An 18375-nucleotide genomic window follows, 5' to 3' on the forward strand; every position below is an offset into this window, starting at 1 on the left:
GCCGGCAAATTGGACCAGGCTCTTACGGCGCCCCCAGTGCACGAGCGTGCTTGGCGCCGGAAACCCATTCGCCATAACGTGCCAAGCCCAGACGCAGGGGGCGTGGCGTGGCTTGGCGCAACAGGCGGGTGGCGGGAAGGGAAAGCGTAATCAGGAAGGGGGTGAGGAAGGCGCTGATGGTGGAAACTGCCACCGCGACCGAATAGAGAAATTCCCCGGTCGCGCCGGCCTTGTGGCCGACTTCGGCCATGATGAAGGCGAATTCGCCAATTTGGGCTAGTGCAAAGCCAGCCTGCAGCGAGGTAGTGGGGTGCTCCCCAATGAGCAGCGCACCCAAGGTTACGCCGACGATTTTGCCGGCCACCACCACTGCGAGCAGGACCAGTAGGGCGGGCCAGAACTTGAGTAGCAAGGAGGGATCAATCAGCATCCCCACCGAAACGAAAAACAGCGCGCCGAACATATCGCGCACCGGCGCAATCACGTGCTCCACCTGCTTGGCTTCGCCCGAGCCCGCCACCAACGAGCCAGCTAGAAAAGCCCCCAACGCCACCGAATAGCCGGCGCGCTCGGCCAGCAAGGCGGACAGAAAGCAGACCCCCAGAGCGCTGATCAAAAGAGTTTCCTGACGATGCATGCGAGCGACAGCACGGATCAGGTAAGGTACGGTCAAGCCACCGCCCACCAGCAACGCGGCCAGAAAGAGTGCAAGCCGCCCGCCCACTGACATTAGGATGGCGGGGGCGAAGGTGCGATCGCGTGCTACCACGGTCAGCAAGCCCAGCAGCAGGATAGCCATCACGTCCTCGGCCAACAGGACGCCAAAGCAAAGCTCACGCAGGCGTGAATCGACATGCTTTTCGGCGAACACCTTGGCCACGATGGTTGTGCTGGAGATAGAGACGATCGCGCCGGTGAAAATCGACTCAATGGGCGACCAGCCCAAGCCATGAGCCGCCAGGTAGCCCAGCACAAAGAGCAATCCGACTTGGATCAGGGTGATCAAGCCACAGGTGGGTGCCAGCCGCAGCAGGCGGCGCAGGTCGAATTCCAGCCCGATCGAGAACAGAAGCAGAACCACACCCAGGTCCGCGACCGCCTGAATACGCTGCACGTTGGCAAAAACCGGGACGGCGACGTGCGGTCCGACGATCATCCCGGCGACCAGGTAGCCGACCACCAAGGGCTGACGCAGGATTTGGAAAATCACGGTGGCGATTGCCGCCACGCACATCACCAGCGCCAAATCTTCCAAAAAATTGTGGCCTACAAGCACCATCGCAATAACCTCGCTGACATCCCGTTATCCCGCCTCTGGCTCCGCCATTCGCCTTGACTGGCCGCCATGCCCAGCCGGCAGGTACTGCGCCTCACGCTACGCGCGAGGGGCCACGTTGCAACCGGTTTGAGGCTATTACGCCAGGAATTCCTCAATCAGGCGGTTGACCCGCTGGGGCCGTTCCTGCTGAACCCAATGACCCGAATCGGGAACGTACTTCAGCTCGAAGCGGCCGGTAAAGTATTGTTCCATCCCGTAGGTCAACTCCTTGCCCAGAGCTACATCCTGCTCGCCCCAAATCAGCAGGGTAGGCAGCGCGATTTTATTGGCCAGCCAGCGGATTGAAACGCCCCCGGCCAAGTCGCGCCGGCGCAAGGCGCGATAGTAGTTGAGCGCCGCGGTCAGGGAATAGGGGTGGGCAAATGCCTGGCGGAAGTAAGCCAGGTCGGCGGCGCTGAACGCGGTGCGGTTGACCGCGCTACGCCGCATCAGGGCAACCAGCGGCGCGCACCCGCGCCTGCCCAGCACGCGCTCTGGCAGCCAGGGGAGCTGGAAAAACAAGATGTACCAGCTTTTGCGCCACTGCCGCGGGTTGGATCGGAGATGGCGACGAAAGGCCAGCGGATGGGGACAATTGAGGACGATCAGCCGCTCCAGGCACTCAGGATGCATCAGGGCGGTGGCCCAGGCGATCGCCCCGCCCCAATCGTGCCCTATCAGGGTAGCGCGCCCGTGGCCCAAGCGCTCGATCAGTCCGACCACGTCGCCCACCAACTCCTCAAGCCGGTACTTGGCCACCCCGCGCGGTGCGTCGCTACCGCCGTAGCCACGCAAGTCCGGGGCCACGCAGGTGAAGCGCGGCGCCAGGGCGACGAGCTGATGGCGCCAGGAGTACCAGCATTCGGGAAACCCGTGCAGCATCAGCAGCAAAGGCCCCTGGCCGGCCCGAGCCACGCGCAGGTTCAAGCCCGAGGGCAAGCTGATTTGCTCCAGGCGCCAGGGTTGATCCAAAGCTTCGGGGTGAGGCGCGGATAGCTCCATTGGCGTGCTTCTCGATAGGCTCGTGGCGCTGCTTATCCCGCTTAAGCGGTAAGTGAAATCCCTGACAAGCGATCCGGGGCAGTACGACAACCGTCCTGCTTTTATTTTTCTGGCACTCCAAACGGTAGCGGTTAATCTCTTTATACATACGGACTGGTTACAACCATACCCGGCTGCTGCTCGATCCGTCACCCCGCGTCTTTAGGTCTGAACGCCAATACTCAGCACGCGCCACTCTAAGCCTAGGGCTTGGGAAGCGTCACAAAGGAAGTGCGAAATGGTTGACATACATGACCACGACATTTCTTCCAACAAGGGTAAATCCGGTAAGAGTTCGCGCGGCTTTGCTTCCATGAGCGTGGAGAAGCAGCGCGAGATCGCCAGCAAAGGCGGTCGGGCGGCTCACGCCAAGGGGACTGCGCACGAGTTTACCGCTGACCAGGCTCGCGAAGCCGGCCGCAAAGGCGGCGAGACGGTCAGCCATAACCGCGATCATATGTCCATTATTGGACGTAAGGGCGGGGAGGCAGTCAGTTCCAACCGTGATCATATGGCTGCGATCGGACGCAAGGGCGGGGAAACGGTCAGCTTCGATCGCAGTCACATGGCCAGTATTGGGCGCAAGGGTGGCGAGGCGGTCAGCTCCAATCGCCAGCACATGTCGCAGATCGGACGGGAGGGCGGGGCCCATTCCCAAGGCGGCCATCCGGGTCACGTCGAGCGGCGGCCGTGAGCGTCCAAGCATTTTTCGGGCGGACGTAATCCGAGCCGCGCGCGCCGCGGTCCCGACCCTTCGGGCTACGCGAGCTGACCCGCGCTGGTCCATCAGGAGGCCGCTTCATCTTGAGCCACCGCCAAGGTCGTCTGAGCGCTTGGATGGCAGGTTTCGGCCTCCAACCGACGATGGGGCGAACGCGATGGAGTGCAGCCCAGAAGGGGACGGAGAAACGCCTTGCTAGTGGGCCTCGCAAGTAGCAAGATTAACCATGAGGTAGTGTCTTTGGAAGCCAGCAGGCGCAGCGCAATGCGGGCGGTGTGGGCCATCGTGGCCGTACTGCTGGCGTATGGGGCAGGGCCGGCGCGGGCTCAACAGAACGTCAGCCCGATGCTGATCCCAAACCAGCGCGGGAATCAGAGTGGCGAGGTGCTGGAAATCCCGCGTACCAACAACCAGACCCAAATCCTTCCTCCGGGCGCGCCGCCTAATCTGGCTCCGCAGCCGGGCGTCGAATTGGAAATCCCCGGCCGGCAACTGCGTAACCAACCCGGCTATGCTCAGGTCACAGTCACCGTGACCAACAGCTCGGGGGTACACATCACCGACCTGACCCAAAAAGACTTCAGGGTGTACGAGGACAATCAACAGCGTTCTATTGCCTTCTTCCGGCGCGATGTTAACACCCCCGTCTCGGTCGGAATTTTGGTGGATACCTCGGGCAGCATGGAGCCCAAGATCCCGCAAGCGCGGCTTGCAATTGCCAATTTCGTGCGTGACCTGAACGCTCAGGACGATGTCTTTTTGTTTGCCTTCTCGGATCGCCCCTTCCTGCTCCAACCCTTCACCACCAATCACGATGCGGTCTTAAGCCGCTTGGCATTGCTGCACGCCTACGGCCGCACCGCGCTCTACGACGTGATCCTCGACGGTCTGATCATGGTCTCGCGTGGACGCTATGATAAGAAGGCGCTGCTGGTGGTCACCGACGGGATGGATACCGCCAGCGCCTCCGAGCTGCAGCAGGTAGTGACTCAGGCGCGCCGACAAGGGGTGCTGATTTACTCGATCGGCATCGGCGATCCCAACACATCGGGGTCATCCATTGGTATTGGCGCATTCATTTTCGGGGGCAGCGACCTCGACCGGGTTGACGCGCAGGTCCTGCAGACCTTGTCGGCGGAGACCGGGGCTAAGACTTTTATCGTGCGCCAGGTGGGCGACGGCGACCTGCTCAATGCCGCCTGCGAGGCGATCAGCAACGAGTTGCGCGAGCAATATACGCTGGGTTTCCTTTCCAACGACCCGTCGGCGGGCGGCTATCGCGGGATCAAGGTCGAGGTACCCTCGCGCCCGGAGCTGAAGGTTCGCGTGCGCAAGGGGGTCACGGTGGGGCATAATCCGACCTACGCCGCGGGATCTGGTCCAGGCTGATCCGCCCGCGGCGATAGGCGAAGGACAAGATCCAAACGGCGACGGTACCGCAGCCCAGGCCGCTAGTGGCCAGGAGCAGCGCGGCGGCTTGCGCGATCCAGCCTGCCTGGGCCAAAACCCCGGTCAGCATCCCGCTCAAGGCTAGGTTGAAGCCCCAAAACAGCGCCGACTGAAGCGCCCGGACTTGGCTCAGCCGGCGAACCGGCCATCCACGGAGCCTACGGACGCGCGCCACCGCGGCCGGCAGCATATGGTAGGAGGCGGCGATGATGAGATTACCGATCCAGCCCAGCAGGGCCGCGATTCCGTAGGCGCTCGCCAGCCGATTGCCTAGCTCGCTCTGCGCCCCGCTCAGGCTCAGCATCAGCCCCAGCATTAGAACCAGTGCCAAGCTGGCCAGGCTTGCGACCAGATGGCACAACGGCCAAGTCACCGGCAATCTCGAGGCACGCACGAATCGGCCCATCGCGACGAGATAGACCGCCAACGCCAGCGCGGCGCCCATCGTCCATAGCGTTAGGCCTGGAACTGCGCCGGCCAGCGCTAGGGCCAACCCGACCGTGGCCACGCCCAGTGCGCCGACCTGGGCGAAAGCCGTCCGGGGTTTGAGCGGGAGGCCGAGCAAACGCGGCACCAAGCGATACGACATCGCGCACAGCGCCACGCCTATCCAACCCAGCGCGGCCAGATGGGCATGTGCCGACACATTGCGGAGCACGTCGCCACCCAGGAAGTTGAGGCTCTTGTCCAAGGCCAGCAAGACACCCACGCTGCCGGCGAACGCAAAAAAACTCAGGGCGGCAAGCAGCGCCAATTCCATTGCGCCCAGCCGCGCACGCCAAGCCAGAGCTGGTATCAAGTTAAGCGCAAACAGCAGTATGCTGACCACGACCACCACGCCTGCCATCCAAACTCCATCCCAGCTTCCCAGTAAAAAATGCGAGACCACGCCGGAGGCACCAATCAGGTAGAGTATGAACTGGAGCCCGACCAAGCGCGGGAAGCGGGGCGGGCGGCTGAAAGCCGGAACGTAAATCAGGATGGCGCCGATTATCGCCGAGCTGATCCAGCCCAGGGTGAAAGTGTGGACCCAGGCCAGCACCGGCGGTTGGTAGAAGAAATCGCGCGTGGCGGGTAGCGCCCATGGTGCCGCCAGCGCTCCGGCAACAAAAGACAAGCTGGCCAAAATCAGAAAATTGACCGCCGCCCGCGCCACGGCGAGTCGCGGTTTAGGCCGGCCGCGACTGAAGCCAAACTTCATTCGGGCGATTAAATCCCGGCGCGGCGAGCGAGGCCAGAGCGTAACTTGAGCACAGGACGAGCCGAGGTTGCCCTTCAAGCCGCGATTGGCTCAGACTACAGCCACGGGGTTGCGGCATGGCCATTGAACTAAGCCAGGAGGCGTTTGAGCGGCTGGATGAGCAAGACGATCGGCTCTTCTATGCCTTCCCCCGCTTTACCGTTCATATCGACTCGCGCGCGATTCGAATCGCAGGCGAAATCTTCGCCCGCTACCTGCCGGTGGGCGGCAGGTTGTTGGATCTCATGAGCAGTTGGCGTTCGCATCTGCCTGACACTCTGACTCCTGCCGCCGTCGTCGGAGTGGGACTTAATCGACTGGAGATGGAAGACAATCCGGCGTTGACCCAAATCGTGGTTCACGATCTCAACCGCGCGCCCCATTTGGAATTGGAAGATCGCACCTTCGATGGCGCGATTCTGACCGTATCGGTGCAGTACTTGACCCAACCGGTGGCGCTGTTTGCCGATACTGCTCGCGTTCTGCGCGTCGGCGCGCCTTTCGTCGTTTTGTTTTCCAATCGCATGTTTTGGGATAAAGCCGTGCGGATCTGGCGCGAGAGCAGCGAGTCTCGGCGGATAGAGCTGGTAAAGACCTATTTTGAGCAAACCCAGTGCTTCGAGCGACTGGAAGTAGTGGATCGCAGCGAAGCCGCCGGCTTCGATCCGGTGTACGCGGTGGTCGGCTGGCGCCGCAACAATTAATTCTTTAAGTTGCCAATCAGAGAACGCGGGTTTCATCAGGGCAGAACAAAACGCGGAAGCGCTGTCGCGGTGGTTGCGTGGATAAAGCGCGAAATCGGCGGCGACTCAACTGTCCCTAGCCTTGTCGATCAATAGCCAGGGTCCCATGGCCCAGCCGGAGTGAACCAACGTCCCAGGAATGCTCCGGTTCGTTAACCGGAACGTGTCGCCCGCTTCGGTAAATTAAATTTTCCTGCCTGGGTTCTTCCAACGGCTGAGGCCAGCTAGAGTTGGGATGCGGCGGTTCACTTGGGCCGCGCGGACCGGCTCCATGGCAACGGTCTTAACTCCATTGGATAGCCACCTGCGGTCGTTAGCGGTGCGGCTAGGCCAGCAAGTGGTCGATCCCCAGCTGGCGGGGCGCCTGCTTGAGCTAGTCAAACAACGCGCTCCCGACGAAGGGCTGGCCTTGGTCGGCCTGATCAAATTGGGCGAGCGCTCGGCTTCCGGGATGGCCCGGCTGGGCGCCGATCTTGACTTCGCCTCCGACCTGATCTTCTGCCTGGGCAGCTCGGAAAGCGTGGGTAATTACCTTGCTCGTCGCCAGGATTGGTGGGAAGCGGCCGCGGCGGTGCGAAACGCCGATGCAGCGGCGTTGGCCCGAACGATTGAGTTTGTTCCCCCAGCCATGGTCGAGCGCGAAGCCGGCGCTGCGCTGCTGGCGGAGTTTAAAGAGCATCACTTCGTCCGACTGGCGATGGCCGATCTGCTGGGGCGTATCAGCGTGGTCGAAACCATGGAGCTGATGTCGCAACTGGCCGAACAATGCGTCGCCGGCGCCCTGGCGATGGCGCGCAAGCTACAAGCCCAGCGGCTCAATCCCGCGCTCCAATTCTGCGTCATCGCGCTAGGCAAGCTCGGGGTGTCGGAATTGAACCTCAGCTCCGACGTTGACTTGAGCTATCTTTTCGACGCGCCCGATGCTCAGGCGGCGCAGGACAGCGCCCATCGCTTGGGCAACCTGCTTAGCGAATTGCTGGCCGGTGCCTTCAGGGTCGACCTCCGCTTGCGTCCGGGCGGCTCGCACGCACCGCTAGTGAGCTCACTGGAAAGCGCGGTGAACTTCTACCAGAACTTCGGCCAAACCTGGGAGCGCGCGGCGTTGCTGCGGGCGCGGCCAGTGGCGGGCGATCTGGCGCTGGGAGCGCGCTTGATAGCGGAGCTCAGCCCCTTCATCTATCGCCGCTTTCTGGATTTCGAAACGCTCCATCAACTGCGCACGATGAAGCAGATGATCGAGCAGGAACTGCGCTCGCCGGCGGCGGTGGAAAGCAACATCAAGCTGGGACGAGGCGGAATTCGCGAGCTGGAATTCATCGTGCAAGCGCTAACCCTGGTCTATGGCGGGCGCGATCCACGGCTGCGCTATCCGCGTACCCTCGATGCGCTGGCGCGGCTGCAGGAGGGAGCTTATTTGAGTGCCGCGCGCGCGCGCCAACTGAGCGCGGCCTATCTGTTCCTGCGCGACGTCGAGCACAAGCTGCAGGTGGTCGCCAATCTGCAAACTCATTCTCTGCCCGCCGACCCCAGAGCACTCCGCCAGTTGGCTGCGCGCATGGGTTTTGGCAAGGAGGCTGGGGGACTCGCGCGCTTCGAGGCGGTCCTGACCGAGCATCGCCGCCTGGTTGCCGAGCTGTTTCGTGAAATGCTGCCGGGAGGAGAGGGTAATGGAGCGATGGCAGCCTCCGACCTGGCTCGCCAGACCTTCGCCGCCGCGCTGGAGCCCGAGGCTGCGGCCGCGGGCCTACAGGCGCTGGGCTTCGCCCAAGCCAGCGAGAGCGCCGGCCATCTGCTTCTGCTCGCGCGTGGTCCCGCTGGCGCTTTAGCCAGCCCGCGCCGGCGCGAGCTGCTGCAAGCCTTGGGCCCGTTGCTGCTGGACGAAATCAGCGCGTTGCCCAATCCCGACCACGCGCTGGCCAACCTCGCCGCCTGCATCGCGGCGATCGGTGCGCGTACCTCTTTTTTGACCATGCTGCAGCAGCACCCGGCCACCCGCCGGATGTTACTGAGCCTATTTTCCTCAAGCCAGTATCTGTCGGGGCTGTTTATCCGCCATCCCGAGATGCTGGACGTGTTGGTGCGGTCCGATCTGGCCCGCCTGCGCCGCTCGGCGTTGGAGATTCGGGCCGAGTTAAATGGTCTGCTGGCCCATTGTGTGGACTTTGAAAGCCAGCTGGACGCGATGCGCAGCTTTCGCCATCAGGAATTTTTACGGGTCGCGATCGCCGACGTCGCGGGCCAACTAGATCTGGCGGCAGTGGCGGCGGAACTGAGCACCGTGGCCGAAGCCGTATTGGTGGCGGCATTGGAATTGGCACGCCAGCAAGTGGCGTCCAGCTATCCCAGCGCCCGCCAGTTACAGCTGTGCGTGCTGGCGATGGGACGGCTGGGGGCGGCAGAAATGGCTTACAACTCCGACCTTGACCTGATTTTCGTCTATGCCGGGCAGGACAACCGCGACCTGGAGGTAGCCGCGCGCGTCGCCCAAAAACTCATCGCCATCCTAGAGGCGCGCACTCGCGAAGGCTATTTATACAAATGCGATCTGCGCCTACGACCCTCGGGCAACGCCGGGCCCTTGGTCACCTCTCTGGCCGGCTTCATCGACTACCATCGCAATAGTTCGGCGACCTGGGAGCGGCTGGCATTGATTCGCGGTCGCACGGTGGCGGGTGCCCCAGAGCTGGGTGTGGAGGTAGAGAAAGCCCGCCAGCATTTTGTCTTCAGGCGTGCTCTGAACGCCGCCGAAGTGGCAGAAATCGCCGCTATGCGTGCTCGAATCGAACACGAACTGGGCGCTGAAAACGCTTTCCAGCTAAATCTCAAGCAGGGGCCGGGGGGCTTGATCGATGTGCAATTCCTGACCCAGATGATGGCGCTACGTTACGGACACGACCATCCGCAATTGCGCGGGCGCGGGGTGCGCCAGCTCCTCGCCGGGTTGAAAGCTACCGGGCTAATGGATGGGGTCGAGGTCGACCTGCTGCGCCAGAATTACGAATTCCTTGAACGGCTAGAAAGCTACCTGCGCATGGACACCGACCAGGCCGCGTGGGCGGTTTCCACTCAGCGTGCCAAGCTAAGTCCTCTGGCGCGGCGGATGGGCTTCGAGGGTGAGGATGGGGCCGAGCGAATGCTGACGGAATTGGGCGAGCGTCGTGCCCAGATCCGTGCCAGCTTCGAACGCCACTTCCAACGCGAAGCAGCCGCCGCGGCGCGGGAAGCCAGTGGTCAAGGTGCATAACGTCGCGCCGGCTTGCTTCTTTTGTCGATGGTTACGTTTGGGAGCCCAAACCCTGGAATGTCACAATCAATGGACTACCCTCATCTCGTTCTGGTTACCGGTGGCAGTCGCAGCGGTAAAAGCGCGCACGCGCTGGAGCTGGCGGCGCAGGCTGCCGACCGCAAACGCGCCCCCGCTTTTTTTATCGCCACCGCTCAGGCGCTCGACGAGGAGATGGCGGCGCGCATCGCGCGCCATCGCGCTGCCCGGCCGGCGCGCTTTCGGACCATCGAGGAGCCGGTGGCTCTCATCGAGGCGTTGGGCGGAGTCGAGGATAACCCGGGCTCGGTGGTGGTAATCGATTGCTTGACCTTGTGGCTTTCCAATTTGATTGCGCGCGCGCTGAGCGACGAGGCGGTTGTGTCGCAAGCCGAAGCGCTGGCCCGCACCCTGACTTTGGCGCGCTATTCGAGCGTAGTGGTAAGCGGCGAGGTCGGCTCTGGTCTGGTCCCGATCGAGCCGCTGGGGCGGCGCTTTCGCGACCTTTTGGGCTGGACCAACCAACTCGTGGCACGCGCTGCCGACCGGGTCATTCTGATGGTCGCGGGCTGTCCGCTGGTCATCAAGTAAATCTCGCGGCTGCTCGCCGCGCTCCGCCGCGAGCGTGCTACAGGCCTATATCTGTGCTTTGATGTTGGGCACGGACCGATCACTCATCAAGTTTAAATTGAGGCCCAGGCTTGCATGCCCTCCTCGCTCAAGCGCTTCTATAAAGGCTCCGTGGCTCTCCAACTTCTGCGCTGGCTGGTGCAAGCGCTACTGCTCCTGGCGCTCGTCGGTAGCGTGGCGTTACTGCTGGCCGATGCTGCTTCGGCTCGGGCCTGGGCTTTTTCAAGGTTTGTAGCGCTTGCGTCCGGTCATGCCTCGCTATCGGCTCTGCCGCTGTTGGCTGCCGGTTTATGCTATCTCGCTTTACAAGTAGTGTTGCGGCCCAAACCCTGGCAGTTGTTTAAGCGCTTGATGCTGGGTGCGGCCTTCGTGCTGTGGGGTGTCGTGCAACTGATGCCTTCCGGTACCCTGGCTACTCATCTGGGCGATATCGTCATCGCGCTCTACGTTTTTGACCTGGGTTTGATGATCCACTCGGAGTTGGCCACTGCCACCCCAGCGTCATGAGTGGCCGCCACGCAGCGGATCGACCCGTTGTCAATGGCACCACCGATTTTCTCAATTCCCGGGCAAAGCTGAGGCGAATCCTTTTGCCACCGTCACTTAGCCCCCCCTGGCGGTCGGCCAGGGCGAAGGTGTTTGCTCGCGCTCGGGACACTCCGGCGCGCCGGTTGAAGCGCCGAACTGTAGCCGCTTTCGGCAATCGAACAAATCGGCAGGCTCCAACGTATAGTTAACAGGGTATGTCGCCGCGCGAAGGCGCAATCCTGAAAGGGAGCAACGGTGGACCGATTCGATCGTCAGTTCTGGCATCGCTTGTGGCTGCTGACCAAGCCCTATTGGGTTTCGGCGCGGCGGCGGCGAGCGCTTTGGCTGCTGTTTGCGGTGACCGCCTTAAGTCTGGGTGCAATCACCATGAGCGCGGTGTTCAGCTACGTATCTCGCGACGTGATGAACGCCTTGCAAGCACGCAATTCTTCGCAGTTTTACCATCTGATGCTGCTTTACGTGGCATGGATCATCATATACGTCCCAATGGCCACCTATCAGCCCTATTTGAGCGGAATCCTTGGTATAGAATGGCGAGATTGGATGACCACCGATTATGTGGCGCGCAGCCTGCGCAACCATGCGCTATATCGCGTCATGCGCGATCGGCGGGTCGACAACCCCGACCAGCGTATTAGCGAGGACCTCAACAGCTTTACCAGCGGAGCCCTGAACTATTCTAACGCAATTCTCAGCGCGGTGGTTACCGCGGCCACTTTCTTCGGTATTCTTTGGTCGATTTCCCATTGGCTGGCGCTTTGCCTAATCCTCTATGCGCTATTAGGCACCTGGGGCGCGATCATAATCGGCCGCCGCTTGGTGCATATCAATTTCGATCAGCAACGCTATGAAGCCGACTACCGGTTCGCCCTGGTACATGCCCGAAATAATGCCGAAGCAATCGCGCTCTACCAGGGTGAGCAGCAAGAAGCTGGGCATCTCGGCAGCCGCTTTTCGCGGGTGGTGAGTAATTTCAAGCTGCTGCTGCTGTGGCAGCGCCACCTGACTTTATTTACCCATACCTATAATAATGCCGCGGGGCTGGTGCCTTATTTCGTGCTGGCTGGAGCGTACTTCTCGGGCCGCTACAAGCTGGGGGAATTTACTCAGGCCGCCTTCGCGTTCGAGATGCTGCAACATTCGCTATCATTGGTGGTGAATCGGTTCGAGGGGCTGACCGAGTACGCCTCGGTGGTCAATCGACTGGCCGACTTCAGCGAGCAATGCGAGCGGGCCGCGGCGCCGATCAGGGAAGGGGAAGAAGCGATCGCGGTGAGCGAGGGCGATTACCTGGCGGCAGCGGATTTGAGCGTGCTGACTCCTGACCGCAGCCGCCTTCTGCAAGACCGCTTGTCCTTCCGCGTCAACCCGGGCCATAGTCTGCTGATCCTCGGTCCGAGCGGGGCGGGGAAAACCACGCTGATGCGGGTGGTGGCTGGTCTATGGCGCCAGGGAAGTGGCCACATTGTGCGGCCGGCGCTTGAGCAAATCCTTTTCCTGCCGCAGCAGCCCTACCTGGTCTTGGGTTCCTTGCGCGAGCAGCTGCGCTACCCACGCGCCGGCCAGTGCGACGATCGAGCACTGCTGGCGGTCTTGGCTGCCGTCAATTTGGCCGAGCTACCGGCACGCTGGGGCGGGCTAGATGCCCAAGCGGACTGGGCTGTAGTCTTGTCGATAGGTGAACAACAGCGCTTGGCCTTTGCCCGTTTGTTGCTTAATCGCCCGCGCTGGGCCTTTCTGGATGAAGCCACCAGCGCTTTGGACCTCGAAACCGAGGCTCTGCTCTATAGCCAGCTGGCCCGCCTGCCCACCACCGTCATCAGCATTGCCCATCGCACTACCTTGCGCCGCTACCATCGGGAATGTTTGCAACTGCGGCCCGTTCTAAGCGAATTGTCCGCGAAATCGACCTGATCGGATGGCCGGCGGCCCAGCTCCGAGCATGTGCGGCCAGGTTTTGTCGTGGGTCCAGCAGCTAGGAGCTAGTCAGGGGGGTTTGTACCAAAAGAAGCATAGCCAGCAAACGGCACGCGAATTGCGGTGAATGCAGAACGTGGAGCTCAACGGAGGTTCGAGGTTCAATGAAGCGTCTGTTAACGGTAGCATCGGTTTCGCTTCTGCTGTTGGGCTTGCTACTGTCCCCGCGCTTTGGGCGCAGAGCGGCAAACAGATCTTCAACTCGACTAACAACAACCCGCAGGTCGGTCACGCCGTGGCGCTAGCCAATCCTTCCGAGCATCCGGGCAACACCATGGAAGAGTTTGGAGGAGAGGTGCAATGGCCCGGTACGCTGGCTAACTTCGTGGCCGAAAAAATTTCCGAAGCCAAAGCCAAGGGAATGGACACGCGCGAGGCCGAAGTACAGGAGCGCTTGGCGGTCAACTGGTAGCGGATGGGAAAGAATCTCAACGCTGCCCAGCATTTCGATACAGCTTTGTGCTCGCTGGGCATTTAGCCCAATGTTTAGGGAGAAAACGTAGGCGAGACGACCGCCGCGCATCAACCAATGCCCGGACGAAAAACGATACCGGGAGAGAGCTCATCACAACCCTCGCACTAATCGGGACGGATTTTCTAAAAGCAATGATGCCGATGAAAAACGCCGGCATCATTGCTTGAATCGAACGGGTATTTACCCAGTGGTCCGCTATCGTTGTCGGGTGAGAAAGGCGGGTGCCCACGGGGGCGTGTGCATGTAGCCGACTTTACCAAACTGGCCCGGTGTCACACCACCACAAAACCAGTATCATGTGCTGGTTGTTTTCCCTACGCGTATTGCTTGGGCAGAGCGCCTGCCACCGAAAGGATCTATCTTATGAGGCCACAGCGCGACGACTTTGCACTTGAATTCACCGCGGTGACGGCGGCCGGTGAGAGTCCGATGCGGGCTCGGATCGAGAGTTTGGTGATCGCGGGTTGGACCGGACGCGATCTCCATGCAGTTACTCGACATATCGAAGAGCTGGCTCGGATGGGTGTCGCGCCTCCCACGACCACCCCGATCTTCTATCGCGCCGCCACTCGATTATTGACTAGCGCGGCGGAAATCCAGGTGGTGGGACGCGACTCTAGCGGGGAAGTTGAACCGGTGTTGGTAGCGGTGGGCGATCGCTTATGGGTAGGCGTAGGTTCCGACCACACCGACCGCAAATTGGAGACGGTGGGCGTCACAGTGGCCAAACAACTTTGCGCCAAGCCGCTAGGCGCGCAACTATGGGCCTTTGACGAAATCGAGTCGCATTGGGACAAGCTGATCATCCGCTGCTTTGCGCTGCTTGAAGGTCGCCGCCGGCTATATCAGCAGGGCACGCTCTCAAGCTTGCGCCCGGCGCGTGAGCTGATAGCTCTTTACCGGGGCGACGAAGGCCTACTGCCGGCGGGTTACGTAATGTTTTGCGGCACGGTGGCGGTGGAAGGGGAGATCGCCTTCGCCGACGCCTACGAGCTTGAGCTGGAGGACCCGGTGCGCAGACGCAGCCTCAGTCATCGTTACCAGGTTCAGTCGCTGCCAGTGGCGGGATAAGCTGAAAAAATAGTATGGATAGAGGTGAACGATGGCCACAGTGTTCATCCCGGCATTACTGCGCAATTATACCGGGGGGCGGGAAAGCGTCACGGCGGTAGGGCGCACGCTCGGCCAGATCATCAAGGACCTGGATAGGCAGTTTCCCGGCCTGGCCAGCAAGCTGGTGGAAGCGGACCACTTGAAGCAGTCGCTGGCGGCCTCAGTCGATGGCGAGCTGGCGGTGGCGGGATTGTTCGAGGCCGTGGAAGAGCAAAGTGAAATTCACTTTCTACCCGCGATTTCCGGAGGCTCATAGGCTAGCCACTGCTTCACCGTTTTTTCTTTTTCCAGGCTGGTGGGGTTGCTCATTCTACCCGCGGAGACGAGGGAGGACGGTGGATTACGCCGAAGCTGCGACGGTTGAACACCGCCATGCTTGGGTGGGAATTGTTGACCCCGTACACTGCTTTCAGGATGAGGCAGGACTGGCGCAACCAAGCTTACTCTTGGCGCGAAATTGGGACTTGGAGTCGAGACCCAACGTGCCAGCGTCAGCCTTGTGCGGGAGTTTCATAAAGCAGCTTGAGGAAGGCAGCCAGCTTTCAGGGTAGGCTGGTTTAAGCCGCGGGTCGATCTTGCCCGGGCCGAGTTATTCAGCACCTGGCAAAACGCATCGGGGCTGGGGCGCAACAATGGGTTCGGCTGAGGTGCTTCACGAAGGCTTAAATCGGCACCGCTTTGGCTCGCCCTGAGCTGCTCAACTATGCGAAACACTTGGCATTCGGTGCCTGATGACACGGAGTTGGTAGGGCTTGACAGGCCCAGGCTGCACGGTGGAAACGCCGTGAGTTGCGCTTCGCGCCGAGGGCAAGAGAAATCGTTGCCCTCCCAAGCCATTTGCCGGAGTATAGACTTCGGTCGGCTGGGATTTGCCCCCCTTTTCCCGGCGGCCAGAGGGGTCGGTCGGGGAAACTTGACCGACTCCTTGCCTCTTACCCCGGTGGCGACGAGCGGCGCATTGCCGCGCCCCTGGGCGCGGCCACGGCCAGCTTACATGCGGTCGCGGCTGCCGCCGCCGCCCGACCAGCGTTCGCCCCCGCCCCCGCCGCCTCCGCCTGCGGTACGGGCTTGCGCCTCATTGACCCGGATTGCGCGCCCCTTGAGATCGCGGCCGTTGAATTTCTTGATCGCCGCTTCCGCCCCCTCGTCAGTGGCCATTTCGACAAAACCGAAGCCCCGCGAGCGGTTGGTTTCGCGGTCTACGATCACCTGGGAGTTCTCGACTTTTCCGGCTTCCCCGAACAAGTCGCGCAGATCCTGATCGGTCACAGCCCACGCCAGGTTCCCAACATACAATCGACGTCCCATTCACTTCTCCTTGCTGCGGTACCCGCCCTTCCCCCTGTGCCTGCTGCCTTCTCGTCCGGCTCACAGGTCAGTAGCAGCGCAGTACCCGCGCTAACGCGAATCTTATAGCACCGACTGATCGGGATGGGTAGCGGGAATATAGGTCCAATCCGGCTCGGCCACCGTTCGCCATTCACACTTCGCGCGTTCCGGCTGACCGCCCAAAATCAATCTCCCTGCCCGCTCTCACCTCCTCCTGACTGCCGCCCCAGACTCCCATCGCGGCGTGTGCAGCCAAACCATGGGCCGAGGCCACGCGTGCTCTCCCATCTTCTGGCCAGGCTGAAAACCCTGTCCGCCAGCAACTTTCACCCAGTCCGTCGTTTAATCCGTACGCCTGGGTAACATCTTGTTTGGTTTTCCGCCTGGTTGGGTGGCACAGCGGACAAAGCTCCCGGCGCAATCACGCTGTTCTGTTACGCTGGTCACTGTTAAAGCATCAGAGCAAGAGCGACGATGTCTGACATGGCAATGAAAAACAGAGCGAACCCTTTTGCTCGCGACTGCGTCGGTGACGACAATAAGGGCGCAGCGATCTCCCAGCCAATTTCAACTTCTCACCAGTTGCGCTTGCGCACGAGATGACTACCGGCCAATAGTTTTTACTAACTGAGCGGTAGCAAAACCTATTTTCCAGGCAGGATGGCGACGATTATGCAGCGGTCCGATTACCGGTCCACACACACGGCTCGCGGTCGCGCGCTTGCATCGAGCCAAGTCAATCCAATAGATATGAACTTTTAGGTTTTTTGCTTGTAAAGCATGGTTGCTCTGGATAGATTCAATAACTATCCGGACACTAATATGGCCTTTTAGACAAGGAGTGTCACCCTAATGCCACGACGCAGCACCAGCGGATTGGGCTCAGCCTTCCAACAAGTACAGCAACAGGCGCGCGAGTTGCTGACCACTTTGCATCAAGAAATTCGCGCCAAGGAGATGGAGCTCAACCGGCTGAAGGAAGAAGAGGTTCAACTCAGCCGACTTACCGGGCGAGTCGTCGAAACCGGCTCTTCGTCACGCCTGGCGCGCAATGGCCGCTCGGGTCGAATCAACTGGCGTGCGGTGCTTGAGCAACTTCCCAAGCAGTTCAAAGCCTCCGATATACGCGGTGTGCGCGGCCTGCGCGACAAGCGCCCCTCGGAGATCTTTGCCGCGATTACGCGCTGGATCGAGGCCGGCATGGTTAAACGCAAGTCGCGCGGACTCTACGAGCGCACCGCTTGAGCGGCCGCGTCGGTCTATTTCGGTTGCGAGCCGTTATCCCTGAGCATCAAGCCTTCCCTGACAACGGCGTCATGGCCGATTAATTTAATCGATGGCGATAAAGACCCTTCGATGGAGTGGCGAGCGCGTACTTCTGCTCGATCAACGGCTGTTGCCCGAGCGTGAAGTATACCGCGAATACAGCGATTACCGCGGTGTGGCGCGTGCAATCGCGACCATGGTCGTACGCGGCGCCCCTGCTATTGGGGTGGCGGCAGCGATGGGCGTGGCCTTGGGGCTGCGTGGCTACAGCGGAAGCCAAGCGCCAGCGCGTTTCGCCACCGTCAGCCGGGTGCTGATGGCTACTCGCCCCACTGCGGTTAATTTGGCGTGGGCGGTGGCCCGAATGGGCGCTTTGGTGGAAGCCAGCCGCGCGCTGAGCTCGGCTGCGCTGTTTCGTCGCCTGCGCCAGGAGTCGCTAGCGATCTATCGCGAGGATATCGCCGCCAACCGCGCCTTGGGCCGGTTGGGGGCCGATCTTATTACGGCCAACCCGGCTCGCATCCTGACCCACTGCAACGCCGGCGCGCTGGCCACCGCCGGTTACGGTACTGCACTGGGAATCGTACGCGCTCTGCGCGAGGCGGGACGAGCGGTTAGTGTGTTCGCCGATGAAACCCGCCCTTTTCTTCAGGGGGCGCGCTTGACCGCCTGGGAGTTGCGCCAGGATCGGATTGCTGTCACGGTCCTGGCCGATAACATGGCCGGTCTGTTGATGGCCCGCGATATGGTCGATTGCGTGATCGTGGGGACCGACCGAGTTGCGGCCAACGGTGACGTTGCCAATAAAATCGGCACCTATCCGCTGGCCGTGCTGGCCCGTCGCCATCAAGTGCCGTTTTACGTGGCCGCTCCGCTGTCATCGATCGATCTGAACTGCCCCAGCGGGGCTCATATTCCTATCGAAGAGCGCGCCGCAGCCGAACTAGCCACCTTCATGGGGCGAACGATTGTGCCGGCCGGCGCCCGGGTATTCAATCCCGCTTTCGATGTCACGCCGGCTGCCTTGGTCACCGCCATCGTCACCGAGCGCGGGGTAGCGCGTTCGCCTTACAGGCGGTCGCTGCTCGCCCTCAAGACCGACCAAATGTCCGCCAGCACGCCGGCAAAAGCGCCGCGCTCAGTGGCCCAATAGCGTGGCCCGATCGCGAGCGTGACGGTTAGTGGTTTGTTCCGTCCAATGCCTGCCAAACCCGAACCGGTTCACTGGTACAGGTAGCTCAGGACTGGAATTGGCCGAACTA

The 18375-nt window shown here is 61.4% G+C and carries 16 protein-coding genes; 12 read left to right on the plus strand and 4 right to left on the minus strand.

The window, feature by feature from the left end:
- Positions 1-22: 22 nt before the first annotated feature.
- The gene (locus tag VKV28_03105) at positions 23-1279 is read right to left on the minus strand and encodes a cation:proton antiporter (protein HLH75774.1); all 1257 of its coding nucleotides are present in this window, start codon (positions 1277-1279) and stop codon (positions 23-25) included.
- Between the two features lie 135 nt (positions 1280-1414).
- Positions 1415-2320: an alpha/beta hydrolase gene (locus VKV28_03110; GenBank protein ID HLH75775.1), complete on the minus strand. Its 906-nt coding sequence runs from the start codon at positions 2318-2320 to the stop codon at positions 1415-1417.
- A 277-nt stretch (positions 2321-2597) separates the two neighbouring features.
- Between VKV28_03110 and VKV28_03115 the strand changes: the two genes are divergently transcribed.
- Together VKV28_03115 and VKV28_03120 are read left to right on the plus strand one after the other, a co-directional pair.
- Entirely contained in the window at positions 2598-3053 is a 456-nt protein-coding gene (locus VKV28_03115; protein HLH75776.1) for a KGG domain-containing protein, read from the plus strand.
- A 291-nt stretch (positions 3054-3344) separates the two neighbouring features.
- Positions 3345-4469: a VWA domain-containing protein gene (locus VKV28_03120; protein HLH75777.1), complete on the plus strand. Its 1125-nt coding sequence runs from the start codon at positions 3345-3347 to the stop codon at positions 4467-4469.
- Here the strand turns inward: VKV28_03120 and VKV28_03125 are convergent.
- Positions 4420-5730, minus strand: a complete 1311-nt coding sequence (locus tag VKV28_03125) for a cbb3-type cytochrome c oxidase subunit I (protein HLH75778.1) — start codon at positions 5728-5730, stop codon at positions 4420-4422. The two genes, VKV28_03120 and VKV28_03125, sit on opposite strands and share 50 nt — an antisense overlap.
- A 116-nt stretch (positions 5731-5846) precedes the next feature.
- On the opposite strand from VKV28_03125, the gene VKV28_03130 reads away from it, so the two are divergent.
- The 8 genes from VKV28_03130 to VKV28_03165 all read left to right on the plus strand — a co-directional run bounded on the left by VKV28_03130 (position 5847) and on the right by VKV28_03165 (position 14774).
- The gene (locus tag VKV28_03130) at positions 5847-6473 is read left to right on the plus strand and encodes a hypothetical protein (protein HLH75779.1); all 627 of its coding nucleotides are present in this window, start codon (positions 5847-5849) and stop codon (positions 6471-6473) included.
- A gap of 310 nt (positions 6474-6783) precedes the next feature.
- Entirely contained in the window at positions 6784-9756 is a 2973-nt protein-coding gene (glnE, locus tag VKV28_03135) for a bifunctional [glutamate--ammonia ligase]-adenylyl-L-tyrosine phosphorylase/[glutamate--ammonia-ligase] adenylyltransferase (protein HLH75780.1), read from the plus strand.
- Between the two features lie 69 nt (positions 9757-9825).
- Positions 9826-10365, plus strand: a complete 540-nt coding sequence (gene cobU / locus VKV28_03140; GenBank protein HLH75781.1) for a bifunctional adenosylcobinamide kinase/adenosylcobinamide-phosphate guanylyltransferase — start codon at positions 9826-9828, stop codon at positions 10363-10365.
- 150 nt (positions 10366-10515) lie between these two features.
- The gene (locus VKV28_03145; protein HLH75782.1) at positions 10516-10911 is read left to right on the plus strand and encodes a hypothetical protein; all 396 of its coding nucleotides are present in this window, start codon (positions 10516-10518) and stop codon (positions 10909-10911) included.
- A 276-nt stretch (positions 10912-11187) separates the two neighbouring features.
- Positions 11188-12867, plus strand: a complete 1680-nt coding sequence (locus VKV28_03150; GenBank protein HLH75783.1) for an ABC transporter ATP-binding protein/permease — start codon at positions 11188-11190, stop codon at positions 12865-12867.
- Positions 12868-12997: 130 nt separating this feature from the next.
- Positions 12998-13342 carry a hypothetical protein gene (locus VKV28_03155; GenBank protein ID HLH75784.1) on the plus strand — a complete coding sequence of 115 codons (345 nt, stop codon included), beginning with the start codon at positions 12998-13000 and terminating at the stop codon, positions 13340-13342.
- A gap of 426 nt (positions 13343-13768) precedes the next feature.
- Positions 13769-14476, plus strand: coding sequence for a DUF2848 domain-containing protein (locus tag VKV28_03160; GenBank protein HLH75785.1), 708 nt, complete (start codon positions 13769-13771; stop codon positions 14474-14476).
- A gap of 31 nt (positions 14477-14507) precedes the next feature.
- A complete protein-coding gene (locus VKV28_03165; GenBank protein HLH75786.1) occupies positions 14508-14774 on the plus strand; it encodes a MoaD/ThiS family protein in 267 nt (88 codons plus the stop codon).
- 734 nt (positions 14775-15508) lie between these two features.
- On the opposite strand, the gene VKV28_03170 is transcribed toward VKV28_03165, so the two are convergent.
- Complete coding sequence (locus VKV28_03170) at positions 15509-15826, minus strand: RNA-binding protein (protein ID HLH75787.1); 318 nt, start codon at positions 15824-15826, stop codon at positions 15509-15511.
- Between the two features lie 873 nt (positions 15827-16699).
- On the opposite strand from VKV28_03170, the gene VKV28_03175 reads away from it, so the two are divergent.
- Together VKV28_03175 and mtnA are read left to right on the plus strand one after the other, a co-directional pair.
- On the plus strand, positions 16700-17092 hold the full coding sequence (locus tag VKV28_03175) for a hypothetical protein (GenBank protein ID HLH75788.1): 393 nt from the start codon (positions 16700-16702) through the stop codon (positions 17090-17092).
- Between the two features lie 91 nt (positions 17093-17183).
- On the plus strand, positions 17184-18266 hold the full coding sequence (mtnA, locus tag VKV28_03180) for an S-methyl-5-thioribose-1-phosphate isomerase (protein ID HLH75789.1): 1083 nt from the start codon (positions 17184-17186) through the stop codon (positions 18264-18266).
- The last annotated feature ends 109 nt before the right edge of the window (positions 18267-18375 follow it).

It is taken from the genome of Candidatus Binataceae bacterium, from assembly GCA_035294265.1.
In the GTDB taxonomy this organism is placed as follows: domain Bacteria; phylum Desulfobacterota; class Binatia; order Binatales; family Binataceae; genus DATGLK01.